The sequence below is a fragment of the Nonomuraea sp. NPDC050733 genome, from assembly GCF_040654215.1.
In the GTDB taxonomy this organism is placed as follows: domain Bacteria; phylum Actinomycetota; class Actinomycetes; order Streptosporangiales; family Streptosporangiaceae; genus Nonomuraea.
The window spans coordinates 43059-67709 of the sequence record NZ_JBFAHO010000010.1 but is presented as its reverse complement, the minus strand read 5'-3'; the positions used below and the strand labels follow the sequence as shown (position 1 = coordinate 67709).

26 protein-coding genes and 1 tRNA gene are annotated in these 24651 nt (G+C 73.1%); 12 read left to right on the top strand and 15 right to left on the bottom strand.

The genetic code is table 11. The features are described 5' to 3' along the window. Nucleotides 1-140: 140 nt before the first annotated feature. Complete coding sequence (locus AB0H64_RS19035) at nucleotides 141-320, top strand: hypothetical protein (protein WP_357626219.1); 180 nt, start codon at nucleotides 141-143, stop codon at nucleotides 318-320. A gap of 544 nt (nucleotides 321-864) precedes the next feature. On the opposite strand, the gene AB0H64_RS19030 is transcribed toward AB0H64_RS19035, so the two are convergent. After that, on the bottom strand, nucleotides 865-1404 hold the full coding sequence (locus AB0H64_RS19030; RefSeq protein ID WP_357625877.1) for a hypothetical protein: 540 nt from the start codon (nucleotides 1402-1404) through the stop codon (nucleotides 865-867). Further along, entirely contained in the window at nucleotides 1401-1772 is a 372-nt protein-coding gene (locus AB0H64_RS19025) for a hypothetical protein (RefSeq protein ID WP_357625874.1), read from the bottom strand. Before AB0H64_RS19025 ends, AB0H64_RS19030 begins: the two co-directional genes overlap by 4 nt. Before the next feature lie 92 nt (nucleotides 1773-1864). Between AB0H64_RS19025 and AB0H64_RS19020 the strand changes: the two genes are divergently transcribed. Continuing rightward, on the top strand, nucleotides 1865-2419 hold the full coding sequence (locus tag AB0H64_RS19020; RefSeq protein ID WP_357625872.1) for a hypothetical protein: 555 nt from the start codon (nucleotides 1865-1867) through the stop codon (nucleotides 2417-2419). 280 nt (nucleotides 2420-2699) lie between these two features. On the opposite strand, the gene AB0H64_RS19015 is transcribed toward AB0H64_RS19020, so the two are convergent. Beyond that, a tRNA-Ile gene (locus AB0H64_RS19015) sits at nucleotides 2700-2776 on the bottom strand. Between the two features lie 162 nt (nucleotides 2777-2938). On the opposite strand from AB0H64_RS19015, the gene AB0H64_RS19010 reads away from it, so the two are divergent. Further along, nucleotides 2939-3481 carry a histidine phosphatase family protein gene (locus AB0H64_RS19010; RefSeq protein ID WP_357625870.1) on the top strand — a complete coding sequence of 181 codons (543 nt, stop codon included), beginning with the start codon at nucleotides 2939-2941 and terminating at the stop codon, nucleotides 3479-3481. A 5-nt stretch (nucleotides 3482-3486) separates the two neighbouring features. On the opposite strand, the gene AB0H64_RS19005 is transcribed toward AB0H64_RS19010, so the two are convergent. Further along, complete coding sequence (locus tag AB0H64_RS19005; RefSeq protein WP_357625869.1) at nucleotides 3487-4419, bottom strand: LysR family transcriptional regulator; 933 nt, start codon at nucleotides 4417-4419, stop codon at nucleotides 3487-3489. Between the two features lie 96 nt (nucleotides 4420-4515). On the opposite strand from AB0H64_RS19005, the gene AB0H64_RS19000 reads away from it, so the two are divergent. The 3 genes from AB0H64_RS19000 (at nucleotide 4516) to AB0H64_RS18990 (ending at nucleotide 5911) form a co-directional block, all read left to right on the top strand. Next, nucleotides 4516-4740, top strand: coding sequence for a DUF6158 family protein (locus tag AB0H64_RS19000; protein ID WP_357625867.1), 225 nt, complete (start codon nucleotides 4516-4518; stop codon nucleotides 4738-4740). Next, nucleotides 4737-4979 (top strand): hypothetical protein, encoded by a 243-nt coding sequence (locus AB0H64_RS18995; RefSeq protein WP_357625865.1) that lies wholly within the window; start codon nucleotides 4737-4739, stop codon nucleotides 4977-4979. The genes AB0H64_RS19000 and AB0H64_RS18995 overlap by 4 nt, the downstream gene beginning before the upstream one ends. A 152-nt stretch (nucleotides 4980-5131) precedes the next feature. Then, on the top strand, nucleotides 5132-5911 hold the full coding sequence (locus AB0H64_RS18990) for a putative hydro-lyase (protein WP_357625863.1): 780 nt from the start codon (nucleotides 5132-5134) through the stop codon (nucleotides 5909-5911). On the opposite strand, the gene AB0H64_RS18985 is transcribed toward AB0H64_RS18990, so the two are convergent. Continuing rightward, on the bottom strand, nucleotides 5874-8093 hold the full coding sequence (locus AB0H64_RS18985; protein WP_357625860.1) for an excinuclease ABC subunit UvrA: 2220 nt from the start codon (nucleotides 8091-8093) through the stop codon (nucleotides 5874-5876). The two genes, AB0H64_RS18990 and AB0H64_RS18985, sit on opposite strands and share 38 nt — an antisense overlap. 48 nt (nucleotides 8094-8141) lie before the next feature. On the opposite strand from AB0H64_RS18985, the gene AB0H64_RS18980 reads away from it, so the two are divergent. Together AB0H64_RS18980 and secY are read left to right on the top strand one after the other, a co-directional pair. Then, nucleotides 8142-8762: a TetR/AcrR family transcriptional regulator gene (locus AB0H64_RS18980; protein WP_357625858.1), complete on the top strand. Its 621-nt coding sequence runs from the start codon at nucleotides 8142-8144 to the stop codon at nucleotides 8760-8762. An 86-nt stretch (nucleotides 8763-8848) separates the two neighbouring features. Further along, complete coding sequence (secY, locus tag AB0H64_RS18975) at nucleotides 8849-10138, top strand: preprotein translocase subunit SecY (RefSeq protein WP_357625856.1); 1290 nt, start codon at nucleotides 8849-8851, stop codon at nucleotides 10136-10138. On the opposite strand, the gene AB0H64_RS18970 is transcribed toward secY, so the two are convergent. The 3 genes from AB0H64_RS18970 to AB0H64_RS18960 all read right to left on the bottom strand — a co-directional run bounded on the left by AB0H64_RS18970 (nucleotide 10135) and on the right by AB0H64_RS18960 (nucleotide 12772). Then, nucleotides 10135-10797: a response regulator transcription factor gene (locus AB0H64_RS18970; RefSeq protein ID WP_357625853.1), complete on the bottom strand. Its 663-nt coding sequence runs from the start codon at nucleotides 10795-10797 to the stop codon at nucleotides 10135-10137. The genes secY and AB0H64_RS18970 overlap by 4 nt on opposite strands. Continuing rightward, nucleotides 10794-11783, bottom strand: a complete 990-nt coding sequence (locus tag AB0H64_RS18965) for a histidine kinase (protein WP_357625851.1) — start codon at nucleotides 11781-11783, stop codon at nucleotides 10794-10796. The genes AB0H64_RS18970 and AB0H64_RS18965 overlap by 4 nt, the downstream gene beginning before the upstream one ends. Nucleotides 11784-11875: 92 nt before the next feature. Further along, on the bottom strand, nucleotides 11876-12772 hold the full coding sequence (locus AB0H64_RS18960) for an aryldialkylphosphatase (RefSeq protein ID WP_357625848.1): 897 nt from the start codon (nucleotides 12770-12772) through the stop codon (nucleotides 11876-11878). A gap of 160 nt (nucleotides 12773-12932) precedes the next feature. Between AB0H64_RS18960 and AB0H64_RS18955 the strand changes: the two genes are divergently transcribed. Then, nucleotides 12933-13388, top strand: coding sequence for a TIGR02611 family protein (locus AB0H64_RS18955; RefSeq protein ID WP_357625846.1), 456 nt, complete (start codon nucleotides 12933-12935; stop codon nucleotides 13386-13388). A gap of 239 nt (nucleotides 13389-13627) precedes the next feature. Further along, nucleotides 13628-14605, top strand: a complete 978-nt coding sequence (locus AB0H64_RS18950) for a hypothetical protein (RefSeq protein WP_357625843.1) — start codon at nucleotides 13628-13630, stop codon at nucleotides 14603-14605. 43 nt (nucleotides 14606-14648) lie between these two features. Here the strand turns inward: AB0H64_RS18950 and AB0H64_RS18945 are convergent, their stop codons facing one another. Further along, the gene (locus tag AB0H64_RS18945; RefSeq protein WP_310715865.1) at nucleotides 14649-14969 is read right to left on the bottom strand and encodes a co-chaperone GroES; all 321 of its coding nucleotides are present in this window, start codon (nucleotides 14967-14969) and stop codon (nucleotides 14649-14651) included. A 33-nt stretch (nucleotides 14970-15002) separates the two neighbouring features. Next, a complete protein-coding gene (locus AB0H64_RS18940; protein WP_357625840.1) occupies nucleotides 15003-16025 on the bottom strand; it encodes an endonuclease/exonuclease/phosphatase family protein in 1023 nt (340 codons plus the stop codon). 78 nt (nucleotides 16026-16103) lie between these two features. Between AB0H64_RS18940 and AB0H64_RS18935 the strand changes: the two genes are divergently transcribed. Beyond that, nucleotides 16104-17357, top strand: a complete 1254-nt coding sequence (locus tag AB0H64_RS18935; protein WP_357625838.1) for an ArgE/DapE family deacylase — start codon at nucleotides 16104-16106, stop codon at nucleotides 17355-17357. Here the strand turns inward: AB0H64_RS18935 and AB0H64_RS18930 are convergent. Genes AB0H64_RS18930 through AB0H64_RS18920 form a run of 3 tightly spaced genes read right to left on the bottom strand, consistent with a single transcriptional unit; the run spans nucleotide 17354 to nucleotide 20415 of the window. Next, entirely contained in the window at nucleotides 17354-18268 is a 915-nt protein-coding gene (locus AB0H64_RS18930) for an ABC transporter ATP-binding protein (RefSeq protein WP_357625835.1), read from the bottom strand. The two genes, AB0H64_RS18935 and AB0H64_RS18930, sit on opposite strands and share 4 nt — an antisense overlap. Continuing rightward, a complete protein-coding gene (locus AB0H64_RS18925; protein ID WP_357625832.1) occupies nucleotides 18268-19308 on the bottom strand; it encodes an iron chelate uptake ABC transporter family permease subunit in 1041 nt (346 codons plus the stop codon). The genes AB0H64_RS18930 and AB0H64_RS18925 overlap by 1 nt, the downstream gene beginning before the upstream one ends. 30 nt (nucleotides 19309-19338) lie before the next feature. Continuing rightward, nucleotides 19339-20415, bottom strand: a complete 1077-nt coding sequence (locus tag AB0H64_RS18920; protein WP_357625830.1) for an iron chelate uptake ABC transporter family permease subunit — start codon at nucleotides 20413-20415, stop codon at nucleotides 19339-19341. A gap of 85 nt (nucleotides 20416-20500) precedes the next feature. On the opposite strand from AB0H64_RS18920, the gene AB0H64_RS18915 reads away from it, so the two are divergent. Then, on the top strand, nucleotides 20501-21520 hold the full coding sequence (locus AB0H64_RS18915) for an ABC transporter substrate-binding protein (protein WP_357625828.1): 1020 nt from the start codon (nucleotides 20501-20503) through the stop codon (nucleotides 21518-21520). On the opposite strand, the gene AB0H64_RS18910 is transcribed toward AB0H64_RS18915, so the two are convergent. Both AB0H64_RS18910 and AB0H64_RS18905 read right to left on the bottom strand, forming a co-directional pair. Beyond that, entirely contained in the window at nucleotides 21504-23942 is a 2439-nt protein-coding gene (locus AB0H64_RS18910) for a helicase-associated domain-containing protein (protein ID WP_357625827.1), read from the bottom strand. The genes AB0H64_RS18915 and AB0H64_RS18910 overlap by 17 nt on opposite strands. Nucleotides 23943-24019: 77 nt before the next feature. Continuing rightward, nucleotides 24020-24523 (bottom strand): ATP-binding protein, encoded by a 504-nt coding sequence (locus AB0H64_RS18905; protein ID WP_357625825.1) that lies wholly within the window; start codon nucleotides 24521-24523, stop codon nucleotides 24020-24022. Nucleotides 24524-24651: the final 128 nt, after the last annotated feature.

The window sequence follows — 24651 nt, the reverse complement described above, 5'->3', positions numbered from 1 at the left end:
CGCTGGATCTCGTTGCAGGTGAGTGGAATGAGGGCATCGGGTGCGGGGCGGGTGTGCTCGTCTGCGCGTACGACGGCGAGGAAAGCGTGCGCGAGCATGGCGAGGGTGACCCAGCGGAACCAGGAGGTATAGCGGCCGGCGTGGACCTGGCCACCGCGCAAGCCCTGCTCGGGCATGCCTCACCGGCCACGACGGCGCGATACGACCGGCGGCCGGAGCGGGCCCGCCGCGCGGCCGTGGACAAGCTGGCCACCCCGGATGCCGTGCCCCTACCGGGCGCCGCCCCGCGGTGCCGCCGAAGCACCGGCCCCGGCGAGTGATCACTGGCCATCGGAGCGAGACACTAACCCCGGCCGGTGGCCGGGATCGTCCCCATGACCCAGAACGCCAACGCGCACCAGTGGGGGTCTCGGTAGTCCTGGCGGAAAATCCAGGGGCGGGCGACCTTGCAGGCACGGCGACCTGCGGAAACGTCGTTTCAAATAGGCCGTCCGGTGAACGTCTCACTGAGCGAGGGCTATCCGGACGGCCGCGCTCGACGCTGTCCCGATACCCGCCGAGTCTCCCCAGGTCAGCGGCATACCTGTTGGATATTCCGTGGTTGCTACCCGGGACCCCCTGCTCCGCAAGCGGCGTGGTCTACCCGTTACCACACCCCACTTCATCTACTCTCTGTAATCATGAAATTACAATCAGTCGGAGGCTTTTGCGGCGCCAGAACGGCCCGCAAGAGCGCGCAGATGTGCGCCGTGCTGGCGGCGGGAGCCGCCCTGCTCACAGCCGGCGGCGGTCCGGGGCCGCGTTGCGCTGCCCCGCGGTGGCCCGGAGTGCAGCCTCCGTAGGAACACTCAGCTGGTCGCTCATCTACACGTCCCTTCCGAGCTTGGCTGCAAGATGCCGTCGCCTCCGCTCCACGCGGCGCGGGTCCGGCCTGTAGGTGGCTTTCAGAGCCTGTAGTCGCTCGTGCGGCTCAACCTCCGTCGCGCCATCAGCCTTCGGCGACATCCGCTTCTTGCCGGGGCTGGGCTCCACCAGCCGCAGGACGGTCTCCTCCACCCACGCAATGCGCTCCAGGTGAGCCTCGCGCGCCTGTGCGGTGCTGTCGGCATTGCTCAGGCTGACAGGACGCCCCTGGCGGACCATCCCCTTCGCAGCAGCCGGATCCGTGGCGGCGTTCTTCCTCTGAAGAGGGGAAGGGATGTGCAGCTGCAGAATCGCCACCTTCAGCAGATGATCCACGTCGTCGGGATCGAACCCATATTCGGCGGCCAAATTCTCGAATGTGATCGACGGCAGGGCGTAGAGGTGATGCGTTCCGTCCTCATTGGCGGTAACGATCATCCACCATTCGGCGTCATCGTCCCCGACATGCATGCAAGCGTCCACGATTTCGCGTGTGATCATTGCTTCCACACCCAATACATGACCCGGTAATCTGCCCCGGGTGTCCCGGTTGTCGTTGAAAAGCCGAACCCGCCGTCGTGTCGAGAGTTGATGCAGACGCCGTGCGGTCCGAACACGTTGAACATCGTGGCGACGATTACCGGTGTCCCTCCGGTGAAGGTGAAGCCGTAGCCGATGGTCCCCGTCGTGCCGGCGGGGAAGTCGCCTTCCCTTCGCATGAACATCTGGTCGCCGGCCGAGGGGTTCCCCATCCGGCCGAAGAAGTCGATCCAGTCGTCACTCTTCAGCCTGATCTCAGCGCCGCCCTGGTACCCGATGTCCATCTCGCCGTAGGCGGTGTTGCAGTGAGCCCGACCACTCGTCGGCATGCTGTCCTCTCCTCCATGGGAGCCGAGACGCGGTGGCCGAATAATCGCGCCTTGGGTTGCCCCACTCGGGTGTCCGCCTGAATCATTTGATCATGGTAGAAGCGATCCGGATGAGCGTCGGCGTCCCACACGGCACGCGGGAGCGCCTCGCCGCCCGAGTAGGCGAAGAGAAGGCGAGGAGGCACGACCTCTTGGCCGATCCTCGTTGGAAGGTCCCCAGAGGAGCGTCGGCCGAGGTGCGGGCCGCCGTTCGCGCTCAGGCCCACGCCCACCTGGGTGAGTTGCGCGAGGCGGGAGCACTCCGTGACACCGTCGATGTCCTTGTGACGCACGCCGTGCGCGCCGAACTCGCCCGACGAGAATGGGACCATGCGTGGCCGGCGCCGCCCTCGACCGCGCCCCGGTCGGGCCCGTGGCCGGGAACCCGCCCCATTTCCTGGCCCGAGCGGATCGCTGTTCGCCTGCCTGGCGACCTCGCTGAAACGCTCTACCGTGCGTGCTGGCACGCCAGCGAACCGACCATCACCGCCCTGCGCGCCTGGCAGGACGACCCTTTGCAGTACGCGCAGTACGCGCAGGTGGCAGGCCAGGTGACCGCTCCGGGGGATCTCCTCCGCGACGCGGTCTCCCGGGCGCTCACCGACTGATGTCGCTGCGAAGCGAAACCCGAGGATGCTCGATCCCCGACCACCTCGTGAAGCGGTGTCGGCCCCGGCCCGATGGCGGCGATCTGGCGTCGGCTGGGCAGGCGATGGGTGTGCCGGTAGGCGACAGTACGTCTGTCCGGAGGCGGCACGTCCAGCAAGAAGCTCGCAGATGATCGACCAGATCCTCGCGAAAGCATGATCCTTTGACGGATGGTCCAGCATTGGTCCGATTCGCCCCTCACAGCGCTGTCGGACCATGCTGGAAGATCAAGGAATGCCCTGGTAGGGCGGGTGGGACTTGAACCCACGACCAACGGATTATGAGTCCGATGCTCTGACCGGCTGAGCTACCGCCCCTGGATTCAGTTGTCCGGCGCCCTTCTACCCCGCGGGCGCAGGCTAAGGGTAGAGCATGGACCGCCTCGCCGGGTGGATGGTTCGCCGCCAGCACATCATTCCACGGCCGCGCGTGTTGATCGAGCCGGTCATGTTCCCGGGGTGGGCCGGTAGCGTCTGAGGATGGGCGTGAGACTGGTCTACGAGACGCACGCCGTCACCGTGGACAACGAGATCGGCATCGCCACCGGCCGGCTTCCGGGCGAGTTGTCGCGGATGGGGCGGGAGCTGGCCGTCGAGCTGGGGGTGCGGCGGCGGGACGTGGACGTCGTCTACTGCTCCGACCTGCGGCGTGCCGTGGAGACCGCGGAGATCGCCTTTCCCGATGGCGGTAAGGAGATCAGGCTCGACGCGCGGCTGCGGGAGTGCGACTACGGGATCTACAACGGGCGGCCCGTCAGCGAGGTGGCGGCGCTGCGCAGCCGGTACATCGACGCGCCGTGGCCGGGCGGGCAGAGCTACCGGGACGTGGTGGCCGCCACGGCCTCCTTCCTGGAGGAGTGCATGAGGGAGTGGCAGGGGCGCACGGTGCTCGTCATCGCGCACTCCGCCAACCGGTGGGCCCTGCTGAACCTGCTGGAGGGCGTGCCGCTGGAGGAGCTGGTGGACGCGCCGTTCAGGTGGCGGCCGGGGTGGGAGTTCACGGTCGCCACGTGGCCGGTCTGACACGGTCAGGGGGCGGTGCCGAAGGACGGGTTGCGGACCAGCCAGTCGCTGTAGATGGGGCTGCCGCGTACCGAGTCCAGGTGGGCCTGTTTGGCGTGGGCCAGGACCCAGGTGGCGTCCGGCGCGGCGGGGCGGCGGCCGAGGAGCTGGCGCCAGCGCAGCGGCGCCCCCGCGAGCGGGACCATCGCCAGTCCCGGCTGCGGCGGGTGGGTGGCCTGGCAGAGCGCCACCGCGCGGCCCACTCGCGCGAGGTGGGCGCAGGTGGTGACGTCGGTCTCGTAGATCGTGCCGGGGGTGAACCCGGCGCGGGCGCAGGCCGTCGCGAAGCAGTCGGCGAAGCAGGCGTCGCCCGGCAGGACGGCCCACTGCTCGCCCGCCAGGTCGGCGAGCTCCACCTCCTTCTCGCCGGCGGCCGGATGCCGCTCGCCGACGAGGACGAAGATCGGGTCCAGGCTGATCGAGTCCCACAGCAGCGCGCCGGCGGGGGCGCCGCTGTCGCCGCAGGCGCCGACGAGCGCGTAGTCGAGGCGGCCCACCTCCACCATCGAGGCGAGCTCGCACCCCGACCAGCTCGTGTACGTGCTGACGGTGTGCTCCTCCGCCAGCCGGTCCACCAGGCCGCCGAGTACGGGCCCGTTGGTGGCGCCTATGCGGAACCCGGGGGAGGGCCTGGTGACGAACCGGGACGCCTCGTCCTGCAGTTCCTGGGCCGCCGGGAGGAGGACGCGGGCGCGGGCGAGCACCAGCTCGCCGAGGCGGGTGGGCCTGGCTCCGAGCCTGTCGCGTTCGAACAGGGTGCCGCCCAGCGCTCGCTCGATGCGCTTGAGCTGGGCGGACAGGGCCGGCTGCGCCAGCCCCAGCAGTGACGCGGCCTTGCTCACGCTACCCGCGTCGGCGACCGCTCGGACGATCCTGAGGTGCCGGAGCTCAAGGTCCATAACGGGAAGGTAAGGCCCACTTCCACGCTCGGCAATGCCCAGGTGTCAGGAAATATGACAGATATTGTCGAGGTCATTCCGGGTAGGGGGCACCCCATGACGACCATGGGTATAGATCCGAGACAGCTCAGCGACGATGATCTGCTGCGTGAGCTGCGGCAACTGCACGCCACGCGGACGGACGCCTTCTTGCACGCCTCCGACGACGCGCTCGCCCGCCACACCTCGCGGACGAACGAGCTGGAGAGCGAGTATCTGCGCCGCTACCCCGAGCGGGACGTGGACCCGGAGCGGCTACGGGAGGGAGCGAGGGAGCGATGATGGCTCGCGACCACGATGTGCAGGCGCTTTCGGACGTGGACGTCCATGTCTACGAGGCGGTCGCCGCGCAGGCCCAGGGTGGGGGACGCGTGGAAGTCGCCGCGCTGTGCCGCGCCACGGGCCTGGAGGAGGAGGGTGTACGGCGGAGTCTGGCGGCCCTGGTCGCCCAGGGGTACGTGGTGCCCCAGGGGGACGACGTAGTGGGCCTCGGGCCGCACACGTTCGGAGTCGATCAGTAAGAGGGCGGCCGATCGGTAAGGCAGTCGATCAGGAAAACCAAGCCGATCGGTAAGGCAGCCGATCAGCAAACCAAGCCGATCAGCAAAACCAAGCCGATCGGTGAGTCAGTCGATCAGTAAAGGAGCCGTCCGCCGCGGCGTAGTGTCGAAGCGTGGATGTCGCAGACCTGACGCCCGCGCAGGCGCGGGAGCGGTTCCGCGCGGGTGAGCGGGCGCCGACCGCGGGCTGGTGCAGGGGTTGGACGCAGGCCAACCTGATCGCGGTGCCCCGGCCGCTGGCCTACGAGCTGCTGCTGTTCGCCCACCGCAACGCGCGGGCGTGCCCGGTCCTGGACGTGGGGGAGCCGGGGTCGTACTCCACCGCTCTGTTCCGCGGCGACCTGCGCACCGACCTGCCGGGCTACCGCCTCTACCGGGACGGCCGGCCAGTCGCCGACGCCGGTGACGTGGTGGCGGAGTGGCGGGAGGACCTGGTGCCGTTCCTCATCGGGTGCAGCTTCACCTTCGAGGGGGCGCTGCTCGCGGCCGGTGTGCCGGTGCGGCATCTGGAGCTGGGGACGAACGTGCCGATGTACCGCACGAGCGTGGCGTGCGAGCCGACGGCGACGCTGTCCGGGCCGCTCGTGGTGTCGATGCGGCCGGTGCCCGAGGAGCTGGTGGAGACCGCGGCCGAGGTGAGCGGCAGGTACCCGATGGTGCACGGCGCGCCGGTCCACGTGGGCGACCCGGCCGCGCTCGGCATCGCCGACCTCGCCCGGCCCGACTTCGGCGACCCGGTGGAGGTACGGTCGGGCGAGGTGCCGGTGTTCTGGGCGTGCGGGGTGACGCCGCAGGCGGCGGTCATGGCGAGCGGGGTGGAGTTCGCGATCGGCCATCTGCCGGGTCACATGGCGATCATGGACGTGCGGGACGAGGACTATCGAGTGACCTAGCGAGGTACTTGGCCGTATGGGTGGACGCCTGGCCGAGGTCGGCGGGGGTGCCCTCGAACACCACCTCACCGCCGTGCCGGCCGGCCTCCGGGCCCAGGTCGATCACCCAGTCGGCGTGCTTGACCACGTCCAGGTCGTGCTCTACGACGACGACCGTGCCGCCCGCGTCCACGAGCCGGTCGAGCAGCGCCAGCAGCGTGCCGACGTCGGCCATGTGCAGGCCGGTCGTGGGCTCGTCGAAGACGTACACGTGACCGCTCCCGCGCAGCCGGTGCGCCAGCTTCAGCCGCTGCCGCTCGCCGCCCGACAGGGTGTTCAGCGCCCGTCCGAGAGTGAGGTGGCCGAGCCCCAGCTCGCCGAGCCTCGCGGGGCCCGGCAGGTCGTACGCGCGGGCCGCCTCGTCGGCCGTCAGCGCCAGCACCTCGGCGATCGTCCGGCCGCCGACCCGGTGGGAGAGCGCCTCGGGGTTGAAGCGGGTGCCGCCGCAGGCGTCGCAGCCGCGGGTCACCGGGTCCATGAACGCCAGGTCCGTGGTGATCTCGCCGCGTCCCCCGCACGCCGGGCAGGCGCCCGCCGAGTTGGCGCTGAACAGCGCCGGCCGCGCGCCGCTCGCCCGCGCGAACATCCGGCGCAGCGGGTCCATCGCGTTCAGGTACGTCGCGACGGTGGAGCGCGGCGAGGCGACGATGGCCGACTGGTCGATGAGGATCGCGCCGGGATGCTGGGCGGGCAGGTCCACGGTGGCCAGCGTGCTCTTGCCCGACCCGGCCACGCCGGTGACCGCCGTCAGCACGCCCAGCGGAACGCGGACCGTCACGTTCCTGAGGTTGTGCGTGCGGGCGTCGCGCACGGTCAGCCAGCCGGTCGGCTGACGCAGGGTCTCCTTGAGCCCCGTGGTCCGGCCGAGCGCGCGGCCGGTCGGCGTGCCGCTCGCGCGCAGCCCCGCGACCGTCCCCTCGTACACGACCCGCCCGCCGTCGGCGCCCGCGCCCGGCCCGAGGTCCACCACGTGGTCGGCCAGCTCGATCAGGTCGCGGTCGTGCTCGACCACCAGCACGGTGTTGCCCTTGTCGCGCAGCTCCAGCAGCAGGTCGCCGAGGCGGTGCACGTCACGCGGGTGCAGGCCGACGCTGGGCTCGTCGAAGACGTACGTCAGGCCGGTGAGGCTGCTGCCGAGGTGGCGCACGGTCTTCAGCCGCTGCGCCTCCCCGCCCGACAGGGTGGGCGTCTCGCGGTCGAGGCTCAGGTAGCCGAGGCCGATCGCGTCGATGCGGCGCAGCGACTCCACCGCCTCCTCCGCGACGGGGTCGTCCAGCTCGTCCAGCGCGTCGACGAGGTCGGCGACCTCCAGGGCGCACAGGTCGGCGAGGTTGCGTCCGCCGATGCGGGAGGCCAGCGCGGCCGCGTTGAGCCGGGCGCCGCCGCACGCCGGGCAGGGACCCTCGCGGACGACGCTCCGCGCCGCCTCGTCGAGGGCGTCGACCGCGCGGTTGAGGTGCAGCCGGTTGAAGCGGGTGATCACGCCCTCGTAGGTGTTCTCGTAGCGGCCCCGGCCCACCTTGAAGCCGCCGCCGTGAAGCAGCAGGTCGAGCTCCTCGCCGGTGAAGTCGCGCAGGGGCTTGGCCGGGTCGAACAGGCCGGTGCGCGCGTAGAGCTGCCAGGCATACGAGCCGACGGGGTGGAGCCGGACGGCGCCCTCCTCCAGCGACAGGTCCCGGTCCAGCAGGAGGTCGAGGTCCACCTCCGTCTTGCGGCCCATGCCGTGGCACTCGGGGCACATGCCCTGGGGGTCGTTGAACGAGTAGGCCATCGCCAGGCCCGCCGACGGCTCGCCCCGGCGCGAGAACAGCACCCGCAGCATCGGATGGATGTCGGTCATCGTGCCGACCGTGGAGCGCGCGTTGCCGCCGACCGGCCGCTGGTCCACCACGACGGCGGTGGTGAGCCCGGACAGCCGCTCGGCGCGCGGGCGCTCGTGGGTGGGCAGCCGGTTGCGGATGAAGGCGCTGAAGGTGGCGTTGAGCTGGCGCTGCGACTCGGCCGCGATCGTCCCGAACGCGATCGAGGACTTGCCCGAGCCCGACACCCCCGTGAACACCGTCAGCCGCTCCTTCGGCAGCCGGAGCGAGACGTCCTTGAGGTTGTTCTGCCGCAGGCCGGTGAGCACGATGTCGCGTGACATGCGATCCTCCATAGCTTTAGCTAACACCATTAGTATAAGCTACATGCCGTGACTGACATTCCGGATCGCCGGGCGCGCCGCAGGGCGGAGACCCAGGAGGAGATACTCGGGCTGGCGCTCGACGTGATGGCCGAGGAGGGCGTCGCCGGGCTGAGCCTCGCGACCGTCGCCCGGCGGCTCGGCGTCCGGCCGCCGTCGCTGTACCGGTACTTCCCGTCGCGGAGCGCGGTGTACGACGCGCTGTTCGAGCGCGGCCAGCGGGAGTACCTCGACGCGGTCCGCGGGCCGGCCGGCTCACGATCGCCGGGACTCGACGCCATCGGCGCCTCCTACGAGGCGGGCGCCCGGTGGATCATGGCCAACCAGGTGCTCGCGCAGCTCCTGTTCTGGCGGCCGGTGCCCGGCTTCACGCCGTCCCCGGAGGCGTACGCGCCCGCTCTGGCCATCCAGGACCACTTCGCCGGCCTGATCCGGGCCGCGGTGGAGCGCGGCGAGCTGCACCCGGACGCGGCCGGCGACGACGGGCTCGCGCTGGCGGCCAGCCTGATCGCCGGCCTGGTGTCGCAGCAGCTCGCCAACCAGCCGGACGCGGGCTACGAGGACGGCCGCTTCACCCGCCTGGTGCCCCGGCTGCCGGCCGTCCTCGCGGCCGTCTACCCGCCGCGCTGATCGGCCCTCTGTACGCGGATTCGCGTACAGAGGTGCAGCGGCTGAGCGGACGACCGCAGGACGGCGCGCGGCCAGACTCGGGAGCCATGCTCACTGTGCTGGTCAGGGCGTTCCGGGTGCCGGAGCTCCGCAAGAAACTGCTGTTCACGCTGGGTCTGCTGGCGCTGTTCCGGCTCGGGCAGCTCCTGCCCGCGCCCGGGGTGGACGTGGTCGCGGTCCGGCGGTGCCTCGGCACGGCCCGGGGCGGGCTCGTCGACATGGTGCAACTGCTCAGCGGGGGCGCGATGCTCAAGCTGTCGGTGTTCGCGCTGGGGGTCATGCCGTACATCACCGCGGGCATCGTCATGCAGCTGTTCGTGGTGCTGGTGCCGAGGCTGGAGGCGCTGCGCAAGCAGGGCCAGAACGGGCAGGCCCGGATCACCCAGTACACCCGCTACCTCACCGTCGGCCTGGCCGTGCTCAACGCCACCACCGTCACGGCACTGGCCCGCTCCGGGAACCTGCTGCCGGGCTGCACGAGGCCGCTGCTGTACGGCCAGAGCCTGCCGGCCGTCGCCGTCCTCGTGGTGACCATGGTCGCCGGGGCCTGCCTCGTCATGTGGCTCGGCGAGCTGATCACCGACCGGGGGATCGGCAACGGGATGTCGCTGCTGATGTTCACGCAGGTCGTGGCCGTCTTCCCGTCGTACCTGTCGACCATCTTCCTGGTGAGCCCGTTCTCGTTCGCGGTGATGCTGGTGACGGGGGTGTTCCTCGTCGCCGGCGTCGTGTACGTCGAGCAGGCGCAGCGCCGCCTGCCCGTGCAGTACGCCAAGCGCATGGTCGGGCGCCGCATGTACGGCGGGACCAGCACCTACATCCCGCTCAAGGTCAACCAGGCGGGCATCGTGCCGGTCATCTTCACCTCGTCGCTGCTCTACCTGCCCACGCTGGCCGCGCCGCTGCTGGGCGACGGGGCCGGCGGGTGGCTGGCGCGCGTGCTCGCCTCGGGGACGCACCCGCTCTACCTGGCCACGTACGTCCTGTTGATCGTCGGGTTCGCGTACTTCTACGTGTCGATCACGTTCAACCCGATGGAGGTGGCGGACAACATGCGGAGATACGGGGGCTTCGTGCCCGGGATCAGGCCGGGCGGTCCCACGGCCGGCTACCTCTCGTACGTGCTGTCGCGCCTGACCGCCGCCGGGGCGGCCTACCTCGGGGTGCTGGCGCTGCTGCCGATGCTCGCGTTCATGATCCTCAGAGATCCGGGGACGCAGCAGAACTTCCCGTTCGGCGGCACCAGCGTGCTCATCATGGTGGGAGTGGGGCTGGAGACCGTCAAGCAGATCGAGGCACAGCTCCAGCAGCGCAACTACGAGGGCTTTCTCCGCTAGCCGCGGGTCTGTCCGGGGACGGCCAGGCCCGCGCGCATCGCGAACACGACGAGCTGGGCCCGGTCACGCGCCCCCAGCTTGACCATGGCCCGGCTCACGTGCGTCCGCACGGTGTCGGGGCTGATCACCAGCTCTCCGGCGATCTCCTCGTTGGACCGGCCGGTCGCCACCCACGCCACCATCTCCCGCTCGCGCGGGGTCAGCGTGTCCAGCCCCCGCACGGGCTCGGCGCCGGTCCCGCCGAACAGGGAGATGACCCTCCTCGTGATCGACGGGGACAGCAGGGCCTCGCCCGCCGCCACCACCCGGACCGCGTTCACCAGCTCGTCCGGGGCGCTGTCCTTGAGCAGGAAACCGCTGGCGCCGGCCTGGAGGGCGGCGAACACGTACTCGTCCACGGCGAACGTCGTCACCACCACGATCCGGGTGCCCGCCAGGCCGGGATCGCCGGCGATGGCGCGCAGCGTGGCCAGGCCGTCCATGCCGGGCATCCGGATGTCGAGCAGCAGCACGTCGGGGCTGGTGCGACGCAGCAGGTCGAGCGCGGCGGCGCCGTCGGCCGCCTCACCGGCGCACTCCATGTCGGGCTCGCGCTCCAGCAGCGCCCGCAGGCCCATGCGCACGACGGCCTGGTCGTCGGCGACGACCACCCGGATCACGCGTCCTCCCCGAGAGGGCCTGTGGCCGGGAAGCGGGCGAGGACGCGGAAGCCGCCGTCCGGTCGCGGGCCGGCGGTGAGGTGGCCGCCGAGGGCCGCCACCCGGGCGCGCAACCCGTCCAGCCCGCGCCCGCCCGCGCTGGACTCGCCGGCCCGTCCCGGGGCGCCGCTCGGGTGGTTGACGATCTCCACGATGTACGCGTCCGGCTCGGCGGCCAGCCGGACCCGGGTGCCGGCGGAGGGGCCGGCGTGGCGCAGGACGTTGGTGAGGGACTCGCGGACGACGCGGTAGACGGCGTCCTGGAGGGGAGCGGGCACGGCCGGATCGTCCGGCTCGACCTTCACGCGCAGGCCCGTGGCGCGCACCCCGTCGACGAGCGCCCGCAACCCGCCGTCCGTGGGCCGCGTGCCGGATGTGCCGTCCGAGGGGCGGGGGTCCAGGCGGTCGAGGGCGGTACGGAGCTGCGCCAGGGCGGTCAGGCTCGTCTCGCGGATGGCCCGTAAGGAGGCCCGCGTCTGCTCGGGATCGTCGTCCAGCGTGACCAGGGCGACCCCGGCCTGCATGGCGATGGCCGCCAGCCCGTGACCGGCCGCGTCGTGCACCTCACCCGCGATCCACGCCCGCTGCGCCGCGAACGCGTCCCGTCGGGTCTCGCCGGTCTCGTGGGCGGGCAGGACGGTGGCGGCGGGCCGGGCCGCCGCGGGCAGACCCCATGCCTTGGCCGGCGCGGCCGGCATGCCCGCGCCACGTCCTACGTGCGGGGTTGGCGGGGGCGATGTCTCGGCGGCGGCCGGAGGGGGCGGGAGAGCGGCTTCGGCGGCGGCCGCGCGGGCCTGGGCGAGGCCGCTGAACGACCACGGGACCGCGAGCCAGCCGGCCCACACCAGCATCGCCACGACCGGCACGTCGCCCAGCCGCGCCAGGCGTGACAGCCGCGCGAACCGCCCGCGCGACCGATCGCCGCTGTGCGTGTCCTCGCTCACCATCCCCCACCCGGCCAGGCTCGTATCGCACCGATCCTAGCCAGTTCGCGCACTCCCGGCGCCCCGGCGAGCGCGGCCGGGGAGGGCGCGGACGGTCAGGCGGCGCCGGCCGTGAGCCAGCGGAGGGGGTTGTCGTGGGTGACCAGGCGGATCGTGTCCTCGTCCACCCCCGCCTCGCGCAGGCGCGGCAGCACCGCCCGGAACACGTGGGCGTACCCCGGCCCGCCGTACCTGCCGGTCTGCGCCACCCGGCTCGTCCCGGTGCTGACCAGCAGCCGCTCCGCGTGTCCCTCCTCGATGAGGCCGAGCGCGACCCGTACCGCGGCGTCCGCGCCGTTGCCCAGCGCCGTCACGCTCACGTACGCGCCCGACTCGGCGATCTTGCGGGCGACGGGCAGGTCCGGGCCCGTGTACCCGACGCCGACGCGAGCCGCGGGCAGCCCCTGGGCGAGCAGGATCTCCAGCACGCCGAGGGAGTCGCGGCCGTGCGTGGCGACCGGCAGGCGGGTGGCGACGGAGGCGTGGGCGGCGGCGATGAGGGCGCGTTCCTCGGCGGGCGTGGGCTCGGCGCCCCAGCAGCCGACCTCGCCGATCACGCCCGGGAACACCCCCGTCCCGTCGAGGCCGTTCGAGATCTCGTCCATGAGGAGCCGGGTGAGCGTGTGCACGTCCGCGTCGCGCGCCGGGGAGAACGGCTCGCTGAACACTCCGGTCGAGGCGATCACCGGCACCCGGGAGGCGGCGGCGACGCGGGCCAGGGCGGCGGCGTCGCGGCCCATGCCGAGGCAGGTGAGGTCGACGACGAGGTTCAGCCCGTCGGACAGGCGCAGGTCCCGGAGCTCGTCGGCGACGGCGTGCTCCTCGTCGAGCCACCGGTACGGGTCCGACTCGATGCCGACCGCCCATCGCATGTCGGTGCGCAGGTGCTCGTGCGGGAGTACGGCGCCGTCCACCGAGGCGGCGCGGATGGGGCCGGTGGCGGTGCGAAGCATGACCTCGGGCATAGCAGACATTAACCGATGTTTGCCAAGTAGCGCCGCTTCGACGGGATATTTTACATTAGGTACGGTTTATAGATCATTATGCTTGCGGTCGCATATGCCCCAGGCGTCGGCCGTATCCTTGGAGCACGACCGACTGTCCGGGGGAGCTGTGCCGATCCACGACTCAGAGACGGGGAGCGCCGACGCGGTGAAGGACGAGGCCGCACGCGCCTCCGACATGCCCGCGCGCCGCGGCGGCCTGAACGGCTGGCTGGACGGCGTCCGCTCCACCCGCACCGGCGCCCTCACCCTCAAGATCGTCATCGGTGTGATCGGCGCCGTCATGGTCGTCGGTGGCTTGATCATGGTGCCGTTCCCCGGGCCGGGCTGGCTCGTGGTGTTCGCGGGGCTGGCCGTGCTCGCCACCGAGTTCCACTGGGCGCGGCGGGTGCTGGAGTTCGGCAAGCGCACCCTGCACGCCTGGACCGAGTGGTACAAGCGGCAGGGCTGGCCCCTCCGCATCGTCGTGCTGCTCGTCACCGTGGCCGTCGCGGCCACGATCGTGTACTTCGGGATGAAGGCCGTCGGCATCGACCTGCTCATGCTGAGCCGGCGCTTCTTCTGAGGCGGCGCTGCTTCTGAGCCGGCGCCGGCGATGGGACCGGCCCCATCCATACCGGGCCGCTATCGCGCGGGATATCGCGGCGAACGGTGTCTAGTGTGCGGGGCGTGTCCGCCTCCGCCGCCGCCGTGCTCACCCTGACGCTCCTCACCGCGCCCGCCGCCCCGCCGGTGCCCACAGCTCCGGCAGCACCAATCGCTGTGGCAGTGCCCACCGCTGCGACAGCGCCCAGAGCTCCGACCGTGCCCAGCGCGCCCATCGCGTCGCCTGCGCCCACCGCGTCGCCTGCGCCGACCGCGCCCGCCCGGCGGGCCGCCGCCGCGCTGCCGCTCCCCGGCGTGAACGTGACCTACCAGCAGCAGACCGGCGATCCCGCACGCCTCAGCGCGTACGGCCTCGGCACGAAGGCCACGTACGTGCGCGCGCGCACCGGCGACGCGTTCACCGTGCGGGCGGCCGTGTCCGAGGCCGTGGTCTCGCCCGACGGGCGCCTCCTCGCGGCCGTGCCCACGGCCTACCGGGGCGGCAAGGACGCCCTCCTCCTCACCGACCGGGCCACCGGCGCGCTGCGCCGCGTCCCCACCGTCGCCAAGCCGCTGACCGCCTCGTCGATCTCGTGGTCCCGGGACGGCAGGCGGGTGGCCCTGACCGTCGAGCGGAAGACCGGCGGCTCCTGGCGCACCGCCGGCTTCACCGTCGTGGACGTGGCGGCCGGCACCGCCCGCACGGTCGCGGTAGCCGGCGTGGACGCGCGGGCCGCCTTCGCGTGGACGCCCGCGGGCGACCTGATCACGAGGCACGGCGACGGGCTGCGCGCCTACCGGGCCGCCGACGGCGCCGTGCTCAGCACGCACACCGCGCTCGGCCGCCCGACCGGCCCCGAGGACCCGTACTCGCCCTCCGGCCGCCGCCTGGCGCTGTGGTGCCCGCCGCGCTCGGCCGAGCGCCTCTGCGTCGCCGACCCCGCCACCGGGCAGATCATCAAGCGGGTCGCGGTGCGGCCGACCGCCCTGTTCGGCTGGTGGGACGAGGACCACGTCATCGCGGTCATGCCGCAGGGCGGCGCCTACCGGCTGACCGTCGTGGGCCTGGACGGCAGGGCCTTCCGGGCGCTGGCCGCCATCCCGGCCCGCACGTGGACCGCCAAGCTGTGGCTGACCTTCAACCGCGCGACGACCGGCGGGACCGCCGCCACCGGCGCGCTTCCCGGCAGCGTGTGAGCCGGCCCGGCCCGTCGCGTGCGCGGCCGGCCGGGCCGCTTGCTCAGAGGTAGAGCCCCGTGCCGTGGTCGGTCTCCTGCGTCGCCACCGCGTGCAGGTCGCGCTCCCGCATCACCAGGTAGACCTGCGCGTGCAACTCCACCTCGAACTGCTCCTCGGGGTTGAGCAGGACCTTGTCGCCCACCTTGACCGAGCGCACGTTGGACCCGACACCGCAGACCTCTCCCCAGGCGAGCCGGTTGGCCAGCTTGACGGTGGCCGGGATGACGATCCCCGAGCCGCTCCGCCGTTCCTCGGCGTTCTGCTCCAGCCGGATCATCACCCGGTCGTGCAGCATCTGAATCTCGAACTTGGGCTCTGCCACGGGCCAAGTTTACGGGCGTTCGCGGCACGGGGATCAGGGCAGGGCCAGTTCGGCCAGGACGGCGCGGTGGTCGCTGCCCGCCAGCGCGTGCACGCCGTACTCCCGCACCGGCATCCGGGCCGGCGCCAGCACGTGGTCGATGGCCACGCCGGGCAGCCCGCCCCACCCGCGCGCCGGCCAGGTGGGGGAGAGCCCCTGACCGGTTGCGTCGGCCGCGTCCCGGTAGCCGGAGGCCAGGAGGCGGCGCAGCGGGAGGTGGTCGAGGGTGGCGTTGAAGTCCCCGGCCAGCACTCGCGCGCTCCCGCCGGCGCGCGGGAGCGCGTCCAGCTCGCGCCGCCAGCACGGCCGTGCCTCGGAGAGGGCGAGGGCGCACGGGTGCACGGACACCACCTCCACGCGCACCCCGCCGGGACGCTCCAGCACCCCGGCCGCCTGCCCGAACGTGCCCGGCGGCGGACCGGCGGCCGGGGTCAGCGGGTGACGCGCGTACAGGGCCGAACCGGCCGCTCCCTGCTCCGGGCGTGCGACGGCGTACGGCAGGGCGCGCCGCAGCCCGGCCCGCTCCAGCCGCTCAGCGGCCGACGGGGTCAACTCCTGGAGCGCCAGCACGTCGGGCCGCAGCCGGTCCACCAGCGCCACCAGGGCGGCCGGGTCGGCGGAGCCCACGAGCAGGTTGGCGCTCAGCACCCGCAGGCGCCGCGCCTCCCCGGCGGCCCGCCCGGCCGGCGACGCCTCCGCGGCGGGTACCGCAGACGACACGGCCGAGGCGGGGGGCGCAGAGGACGTCGCCGCGTCGGGAAGCGCCCGGGGCAGCACGGCGAGTCCCAGGCCCGCGACCGCCACCAGCGCCGCCACCGCCGGCCACCGCAGCCGCAGCAGCCCCGTCACCAGCAGCAACACCACCGCCGCGCCTCCCGCGTACGGCGTGAACGCCACCACCGGCACCCACGGCCAGCCCGGCTCGAACCCGCTCCACCGCACCACCGCCCACCCCGCCAGGACGCCCGCCGGGACCCCGGTCACGACCCCGGCCGCGACCCTCCACCATCGACGCAATCCGCACCTCCACCCTGGTATCTCCGGCTGCCGTCTCCTGGGTTCATGACGGGCCCGCGGCATGACTAGGGTTGCCTCATGCGCGAGGTGGAAGCACGGGTCCTGGATGCCGTCGACGACCCCGGCACGGTGAGCCTGCTGGCCGAGACGGTCAGGGTCCCCAGTATCACGGGGACCGACGCCGAGTCGGAGCTCCAGCACCGCTTCGCCCGTCTCCTTACCGAGGCGGCCCTCGACGTGGACGTGTGGAAGGTCGACATCGAGGGGCTGCGGGCCCGCGACGGCTTCCCCGGGACCGAGGCGCCCCGCTCCGAGGCGTACGGCGTGGTCGGGGTGACCGGCGGCGAGGGCGTGCCCGCGCTGGCGCTCCAGGGCCACGTCGACGTCGTGCCGACCGGCGACCTGGCCAAGTGGGAGGGCAACGACCCGTTCGCCGCGCGGATCGTCGGCGACACCCTGCACGGCAGGGGCGCCTGCGACATGAAGGCCGGCCTGGTGGCCAACCTCGCCGTCGTCCGCGCCCTGCGCGCGGCCGGGGTGCGGCTGGCCCGGCCGCTCGCCGTGCACTGCGTGGTGAGCGAGGAGGACGGCGGGCTGGGGGCGTTCGCGACGCTGGCCCGGGGCCACACCGCCGAGGCGGCCGTCCTCACCGAGCCCACGAGCGGCACGGTCATCACGGCCAACGCCGGGGCGTTGACGTTCCGGGTGGAGGTCTCCGGCCGGGCCGCGCACGGCGGCGCCCGGACGGAGGGCGTCAGCGCGATCGAGGTGTTCTGGCCGGTGTTCGAGGCGATCCGGCGGGTGGAGGCCGAGCGCAACCGCGACGTGCCGCCCCTGTACGGGGACAACGCGCTGCCGTACCCGATCGAGATCGGCACCGTGCGGGCCGGCGACTGGGCGAGCACGGTGCCGGACCTGCTGGTCGCCGAGGGGCGGCTCGGCGTGCGGCTCGACGAGGACCCGGCCGACGCGCGCGCCGCGCTGGAGGAGGCGGTGCTGGGCGCGGCGAGCCCGTGGCTGCGTGACAACCCGCCGGTGGTGACGTGGCCGGGCGGCCAGTTCGCCAGCGGGCGGCTGCCCGAAGGACATCCGCTGCTGGGGGAGGTGAACCGGGCGGTCGCCGACGTCTCGGGCGCCTGGCCGCGCGAGGCCGCCGCGCCGTACGGGAGCGACCTGCGGCTGTACGCGGCGGGCGGCATCCCGTCGCTGCACTACGGCCCGGGTGACGTACGGTTCGCGCACGCCCCGAGGGAGCAGGTGGAGCTGTCGGAGCTGCGCGAGGTGACCCGCGCCCTCGCCCTCCTCGCCGTCCGCGTCTGCGGCGTCCGCTAGGACCGGCGCCGCGACCCCTCAGGCACGGACACCCGCTCCGGCGACACGGACGCCCGCTCCGACGCCCCGGGTACGGACGCCCGCTCCGACGGCTCAGGGCCGCGCCTGCGGGACTCCGGGATGATGAGCGGCGTCCCCGACTGCGGGTCGGTGATGATCTCACAGCGCAGGTCGAACACCCGCGCCACCAGCTCCGGCGTCACGATCGCCGACGGGTTCCCCTCGGCGACGATCCGGCCGTCGCGCATGACGACGAGGTGCGTGGCGTAGCGGCACGCCTGGTTCAGGTCGTGCAGCACCGCCACCATCGTGCGGCCCGCCTCGTGCAGGTCGGCGCACAGGTCCAGCACCTCGATCTGGTGCGAGATGTCGAGGAACGTCGTCGGCTCGTCCAGCAGCAGGATCGGCGTCTCCTGGGCCAGCGCCATCGCCAGCCACACCCGCTGCCGCTGCCCGCCGGACAGCTCGTCCACGATGCGGTCGGCCAGCTCCGTCACGTCGGTGGCGCGCATGGCCTCGGCCACGGCGGCCTCGTCCGCGCGCGACCACTGCCGCATGAGCCGCTGGTGCGGGTACCGCCCCCGGGCCACCAGGTCGGCCACCGTGATGCCGTCGGGCACGATCGAGCTCTGCGGCAGCAGGCCGAGCCGGCGGGCCACCTCCTTGGACGGCAGCGAGGTGATCACGCCGCCGTCGAGGTGGACGGCGCCCTTCTTCGGCTTGAGCATGCGGGCGAGGGCGCGCAGGAGCGTGGACTTGCCGCAGGCGTTGGGGCCGATGATCACGGTGAACGACTCGTCGGGGATCGTCACGTCCAGTCCCTCGGCGACCACCCGCTGGTCGTAGGCGAGCGTCAGGCCGGACCCCCGGAGCCGGGCGGCGGGCGGGGTGACGGGCGCGGACGGGAGCATCAGTGGCGGTCCTTTCGCAGGAGGAAGGCGAGGTAGACGCCGCCGATCGCGGCGGTGAGGACGCCCACGGGCAGCTGGGCGGGGGCGATGACCCGCTGCGCCGCCAGGTCGGCGGCGGTCAGGAGCACGGCGCCGGTCAGCGCCGAGGCGGTCATGGTGACGCCGGAGGAGCGGGTCAGCCGCCGGGCGAGCTGCGGCGCGGCGAGGGCCACGAAGACGACCGGCCCGGCGGCGGCCGTGGCCACACCGCACAGCAGCACTCCGGCGACGACGGCCGCCGCCCGCACGGTCTCCACCTTGATCCCCATCGAGCGGGCCGCGTCGTCGCCCATCTCCATCATCCGCATCGGCCGGGACACGTACGCGCAGACCGGCAACAGGACGGCAACCGCCGCGCCGACCGGGATCGCGTGCTCCCAGCCGCGCCCGCCGAGGCTGCCGGTGAGCCAGGCGCCGGCGGTGGCGGCGTCGTTGATGTTGGCGCGGGTCAGCAGGTACGAGTTGACGGAGACGAGCAGCGCGTTGGCGCCGATGCCGACGAGCACGAGCCGGTAGCCCTGCACCCCGCGCCGGAACGCCAGCCCGTACACCAGGGCGGCCGTCACCACGCAGCCCGCCAGCGAGCCGCCCGCGATGTGCAGGGCGGTGCCGCCGGAGACGACGGCGAGGATGCCGCCCGTGGAGGCGCCGGCGGTGAAGCCGATGAAGTCGGGGCTGCCGAGCGGGTTGCGGGTGAGGCTCTGGAAGATCGCGCCGCTCATCCCGAAGGCCGCTCCCACCAGCAGGCCGGTGACGACCCTGGGGGCGCGCAGCCTGGACACGATGAGCTCGGCGACGGGCGTGCCCTGCCCGAACACCGCCTTCAGCACGTCGGGCACGGGCACGGTGAACTCGCCGGTGGAGATCGCCAGCACGGCCACGACGAACCCGGCGGCGACGAGCCCGAGGCAGGCCGACAGCGCCCGGGGCGCCGGCCGTACCGACCAGGGCCCGAGACGCGCCACCCGCCGGGGGCGGGCGCGGGAGGGGGAGAGGGTCACGAAGGAGCTCCAACACGAGTCATGAGGGCGTCACAGGGCGGCGAGCCGCCGGCGCCGGGCCATCAGGATGAAGACCGGGGCGCCCAGCAGCGCGCACATGATGCCGACCTGCACCTCTCCGGGGCGCGCGATGAGCCGTCCGGCCACGTCGGCCGCCAGCAGCAGCGCCGGAGCGGTGAGCACCGTGTACGGCAGCACCCACCGCTGGTCCCCGCCCACCACGGCGCGCACCGCGTGCGGCACCGCGAGGCCCACGAACCACAGGGGCCCGGCCGCCGCGGTCGCCGACCCGCACAGCAGCGTCACGGCCACGCCCGCGAGCAGGCGGGTCCGGCCCACCGCCACGCCGAGGGCCCGGCCGGTGTCGTCGCCGAGCGACAGCAGGTTGAGCGGCCGGGCCAGCAGCAGCCCGATGACGATGCCCGCGACCATGAACGGCGCCAGGCGCACCAGCGTGGCCGCGTCCTGCCCGGCCAGCGACCCGGTCAGCCAGAAGCGCATCCGGTCGAACGTCTTGGTGTCGATCCGCAGGAGCGCCGAGGACGCGGCGGTGAGCGCCATGCCCACGGCGACGCCCGCCAGCGCGAGCCGTACCGGGGGGGAGCCGGAGCGGCCCGCCGAGCCCAGCGCGTAGACGAGGAAGGAGGCCACCGCCGCGCCCCCGAACGCGAACCACACGTACACGGCCGGGTCCGACAGCCCGAGCAGCGCGAGCGCCACGGTGACGCCCAGGGCGGCGCCCTGGTTGACGCCGAGCAGGCCGGGGTCGGCCAGCGGGTTGCGGGTGAGGCTCTGCATGATCGCGCCGGCCAGGCCGAGCGCCGCGCCCACGCCGATGCCGAGCAGCGTGCGCGGGACCCGCAGCTCGCGGATCACGGTGTGGTCGCTGGAGGCGCCGGGCGCGAGGAAGGCGTCGATCACCGTGGACAGCGGCACGGAGCGGGCGCCCAGCGCCACGCTCGCCAGCGCGACGAGCACCAGCACGCCGAAGGCCGCCACCAGGCCGGCGGCCAGGACGGCCGTCCGCCCCCGCCCTCCCGTGGAAGGGCTGTCCACCGGCCGTTCGGGCGTCACGGGCGGCGGTTCGGTCTGATGGGCCGGGCGCACCCGCCCCCCTCTCCTAGCGGTCAAACTAAGGTAAGGCTAATCTCATCACGCACGATGAAGGCAAGCCTAACCTTAGGAGTTGGAAATGTCCGAACCGGTACTGACCCGCAGGGGCTTTCTCGCGGCGGCCGCGGGCCTGGCGGCGACGCTGACCCTGGCGGCGTGCGGGTCCGGCACCGGAACGGGGACCGCGGCGCCGAGCGGCTCCGCCGGCCCGAGCGCGTCCGCCGGAGGGCCCTGGACGTTCACCGACGACCGCGGCCGCAAGCTGGAGCGACCGCAGCGCCCGGCGCGCATCGTGGCCCAGGTCGGCTCGGCCGCCGCGCTGTGGGACTTCGGGGTGCGGCCGGTGGCGGTGTTCGGCCCGCACAAGCTCAAGGACGGCAGCAGGGACCCGCAGGTCGGCAACGTCGACATCACCAAGGTCGAGGGCCTGGGCAACGTGTGGGACGAGTTCAACGTCGAGAAGTACATCTCGCTCCAGCCCGACCTGCTGGTCAGCAACATGTACGAGAAGGACACCCTCTGGTACGTCCCGGAGAAGTCCAAGGACACCATCGAGCAGGTCGCCCCCACGGCCGGCATCATGCTCACCGGAAGCAGCGCCACCGACGTGATCGGCCGCTACGAGGAGCTGGCCGCCTCCCTCGGCGCCGGCATGCAGGGCGTCCCCGAGGCCAAGGCCCGGCTGGAGGCCGCCACGAAGGAGCTGGCCGCGTTCAAGGACCTGAAGATCCTCATGCTGTCGGGCGGCGCCGACGCGCTGTGGATCGTCAACCCGCCGGAGTACCCCGACATCGTCCACCTGACCCGCAACGGCCTGAACGTCGTCACCCCGTCGAAGGTGGACGAGGGCGGCTTCTTCCAGACGCTGAGCTGGGAGAACGCCGACACCTACGACGCCGACGTCATCCTGTACGACACCCGCAGCCAGGCGCTCCAGCCCGCCGAGATGATGAAGAAGCCGACCTTCGCCAAGCTCCCCGCGGTCAAGGCCGGGCAGCTCTACCCGTGGCGCGCCGAGACGCCGTTCAGTTACCAGGGCTACGCCGCCTTCGTCGAGGGGCTCGTGGCCGACCTCAAGAAGGCTAGTAAGCTGCCCTGACCTCGACGATCTCCGCCAGCGGGAACTCGAGGTAGTCGCCGGCCTCCTCGCACCAGGCGTCGAGCGCGGCGCCCTTGAGCTCGCCGTGGCTGATGGTGGCGGTCAGGCCGCCGGTCAGCGTGATGCCGGCCCGCACCCCGCGGTCCACCACGAACCCGAGCAGCGACTGCTGCGCGGTGGGCAGCCGGGTCGCCATCCGCCCGATGACGGCCCAGGTGCGGCCCGCCGGCTGCGCGCTCTGGCCGGCCGCGACCAGCCGGCGCGCGTGCTCGTACGGGTCGGGCGTGGGGTCGGCGACGATGTGCGCGAGGCCGTCGGGCCCGGCCAGCGCGCCGGCGCCGGTCGGGACGGGCCGCTCCGGCAGCTCGGCCACCTGGCCGCCGGGCAGCAGGACCAGCTTGCCGCCCGGCGCCGGCTCCTCTGGCCGGACCCGCCGGATGGTGATCTCGCCGGTGTCGGCGACGGGCACCGGGGCGTAGCCGTTGTCGCGCAGCACGGCGAGCGTGCGTTCGGCGTCGGCCGAGCCGACCAGCACCGTGGGGGCGAGCAGGCGCAGCCCGAGGCGGACCAGCCGCCGGTTGGCGGCGATCTCGGCGAGCAGCGCCGGGTCGGACGCCTGCACCACGCAGCCGACCGTGGTCACGGTGACCTCGCCGTGGCGGCGGGCCACGTCGCGCACGAGGTAGTCGAGCGGCTGGGGCACGGTGCCGACGGCGGCCAGCGCGTCCAGCAGCTCGTCGGCGTCGTGGCCGTGGTCGAGCGCGCCGCGCACGCTCTCGGGCGTGAACCGCCACACCGAGGCCGACCCCCGCGACTCCCGCTCGGCCACCCGGTCGAGCAGCGCGGCCAGCTCCGCCGCGGGCGGCCCGGTGACCACCGCGGTCAGGTCGGGGCCGAACAAGGCACTCCTGCGCACGCTGGCCAGCGCCCGGGTGGACGCCTCCACCAGCATCGGGTCGTGCTCGACGAGGGGGACGACCTCGTCGTTCTCGTCGCCCGCGCGCGAGGCCAGCCCGGCCAGGGCCCGGCCGAGGTCGGTGAGCGAGTCGTTGGCGATCAGGCCGAGCAGCCGCGCCTCCTCCAGCGCCGCCGAGGCGCACTCGCCGAGCATCTCCCGGTCGAGCAGCGGAGCGTGCCAGTGCACGTTGGCGATCAGGCCGGCGCGGTCGGCGAACGCGGTGCCCGACGGCAGGTGCGCCAGCACGGGCAGCACCGCCCGGCGGATGCGGGCCACGGCCGGGCCGGACCGGTCGTCGCCGAGCAGGGTGCCGTACCTGCCGTCGAGGCGGCGCAGCGAGGAGCGCTCCATCCGCCACCACGCCGACAGCAGCACCCGCAGCCGCGCCGCGCCCTCGTCGAGCCGCCACCGGTCGAACCGCTCGGTCGGGACCATGCCGCCCGCCTGCTCGTCCCAGGCCAGCAGCCGGGCCACCGCGCAGATCTCCAGCAGCAGCCGGGTCTCGTCCTCGTCGCAGCCGGTCTCCTTGGCCACGCGCCGCACCTCGCGCACGCCCACGCCGCCGGTCTTGAGCAGCGGCAGCGGCGTCTTGGAGATGTTGTCGAGCAGGGCCGCGCACCGCTCCACCACGTGCGGCGCGGCCAGCGTCATCAGGTGGTCGACCTCTTCGGGGTCGATGGGGATCGTGGCCACCTCGGGCGGCTCGGGGGTGAACGGCGGACGATGGCCGGGGCCGCGCAGGCACAGCGCCACCTCGCGCGGCATCTCGGCGACGTGCCAGCTCGGCCGGTAGAGCAGCCCGTGGTCGGCGCTCCACTTCTCGGGGGTGCCCGGCGTGACGAACCTGCCGCCGTCGACGTCGCGGACGGGGCCGCTCCAGGCGAACTCGTCCAGCAGCTCGCGCGTGCCCTCGGGGGCGTGGCGCAGCAGCGCCGCCAGGTGCGCCGGGTCGGCGAGCACCTCGCTGACCCGGGCGATCGCGCGGCGCTTGTGACCGCCCGAGGGCAGGCCGAGGCGGCGGGCCAGGGCGCGCAGGGTGTCGAGGCTGATCGTCCAGGAGTTGAGGTAGTGGTCGAGGGGCTCACCGAGGCCGAGCGGGGTGGGCCACCAGCGCGCGACCGCCTCGGCCAGGTGGATCGCGCCTTCGGGGTCGGGCCAGGCCAGCGCGTGGTCCTGCAGCCGTTCGAGCCAGGGGGTGAGCTCCCCGAGCGGCACGCCGAGGAAGTCCGCCACCCGCTCCGGCGTGGCATGGCGGACCACGAGGGACGCCTGGGCGAGCTCCAGGCAGGGCAGGGGCAGGCCGCGCAGCGCCTCCATGACAGCGAAGCCGTTGGACAGCCGCTGGGCGAGCGTGTCGAGCCGCCGCGGCCAGGGCGCGGCGATGGCGTCGGGCCGGTTCGAGAGAATGCGGCCGAGCCGGTCTTCGTCGAGTGTCCGCAGCCAGCCGAGCAGGTGATCATCCATCGGTCAGCACTCTCAGGGGTCGCGCGCGGGACTCACCGTGAGCCATGAGCATCCACGGTAGTGCAGATCACCCCCGGTCAGGTGAGGACTGCCCAGACGATCTTCCCTTGTGGTGCGAGCGCCGACCAGCCCCAGCGGAGGCTCAGGGATTCGACGATGTGCAGCCCCAGCCCGCCGGCGTCGAGGGGGCCGGGATAGCGCAGCACCGGCACCTCGGAGGCCGGGTCGGTGAACGCGCTGGTGACCAGTGACCCCCGGCGTACCAGTGACATGTGCACGGGCGGGCGGGAGCCGGGATCGGAGACGTGCAGGCCGTGGCGCAGCGCGTTGGTCGCCAGCTCGGAGACGACCAGCTCCATGTTCTCGGTGAGCTCCTCCAGCTTCCAGCCGCTCAGCGCGCCCATGGCGAAGGCGCGCGCCGCGTGCACGGAGGAAGGGGTGGGGGGAAGGACGAACGTGGCGCTCGCGGACGGCCCGGGGGCCAGCAGGTCGCGCGCAGCCTCGGGCCACCAACCGACGGGGGGCCACCAGTCGAACGTGGTCCATTGGCCGGAAGCCAGGGTGGGTTGCACATAGATCATTCTGCGGCAAACTCTCGTGCAGGTGCAAGGGCGAATGCACGTGCAGAGGGTGCGTGCAGGCGCTACGGTTTCCCTCAAATGGTCAAACCGGCGGGAAAGGGGATCTTGGCCGCGGTTGATGATCTTTC

Excerpts from the sequence above, each read along its gene's own strand:
- AB0H64_RS19030 (WP_357625877.1), bottom strand. The coding sequence starts at position 1,404 with ATGATCACACGCGAAATCGTGGACGCTTGCATGCATGTCGGGGACGAT.
- AB0H64_RS19025 (WP_357625874.1), bottom strand. The coding sequence starts at position 1,772 with ATGCCGACGAGTGGTCGGGCTCACTGCAACACCGCCTACGGCGAGATG.
- AB0H64_RS19020 (WP_357625872.1), top strand. The coding sequence starts at position 1,865 with ATGGTAGAAGCGATCCGGATGAGCGTCGGCGTCCCACACGGCACGCGG.
- AB0H64_RS19010 (WP_357625870.1), top strand. The coding sequence starts at position 2,939 with ATGGGCGTGAGACTGGTCTACGAGACGCACGCCGTCACCGTGGACAAC.
- AB0H64_RS19005 (WP_357625869.1), bottom strand. The coding sequence starts at position 4,419 with ATGGACCTTGAGCTCCGGCACCTCAGGATCGTCCGAGCGGTCGCCGAC.
- AB0H64_RS19000 (WP_357625867.1), top strand. The coding sequence starts at position 4,516 with ATGACGACCATGGGTATAGATCCGAGACAGCTCAGCGACGATGATCTG.
- AB0H64_RS18995 (WP_357625865.1), top strand. The coding sequence starts at position 4,737 with ATGATGGCTCGCGACCACGATGTGCAGGCGCTTTCGGACGTGGACGTC.
- AB0H64_RS18985 (WP_357625860.1), bottom strand. The coding sequence starts at position 8,093 with ATGTCACGCGACATCGTGCTCACCGGCCTGCGGCAGAACAACCTCAAG.
- secY (WP_357625856.1), top strand. The coding sequence starts at position 8,849 with ATGCTCACTGTGCTGGTCAGGGCGTTCCGGGTGCCGGAGCTCCGCAAG.
- AB0H64_RS18965 (WP_357625851.1), bottom strand. The coding sequence starts at position 11,783 with ATGGTGAGCGAGGACACGCACAGCGGCGATCGGTCGCGCGGGCGGTTC.
- AB0H64_RS18960 (WP_357625848.1), bottom strand. The coding sequence starts at position 12,772 with ATGCTTCGCACCGCCACCGGCCCCATCCGCGCCGCCTCGGTGGACGGC.
- AB0H64_RS18935 (WP_357625838.1), top strand. The coding sequence starts at position 16,104 with ATGCGCGAGGTGGAAGCACGGGTCCTGGATGCCGTCGACGACCCCGGC.
- AB0H64_RS18930 (WP_357625835.1), bottom strand. The coding sequence starts at position 18,268 with ATGCTCCCGTCCGCGCCCGTCACCCCGCCCGCCGCCCGGCTCCGGGGG.
- AB0H64_RS18915 (WP_357625828.1), top strand. The coding sequence starts at position 20,501 with ATGTCCGAACCGGTACTGACCCGCAGGGGCTTTCTCGCGGCGGCCGCG.
- AB0H64_RS18910 (WP_357625827.1), bottom strand. The coding sequence starts at position 23,942 with ATGGATGATCACCTGCTCGGCTGGCTGCGGACACTCGACGAAGACCGG.
- AB0H64_RS18905 (WP_357625825.1), bottom strand. The coding sequence starts at position 24,523 with ATGATCTATGTGCAACCCACCCTGGCTTCCGGCCAATGGACCACGTTC.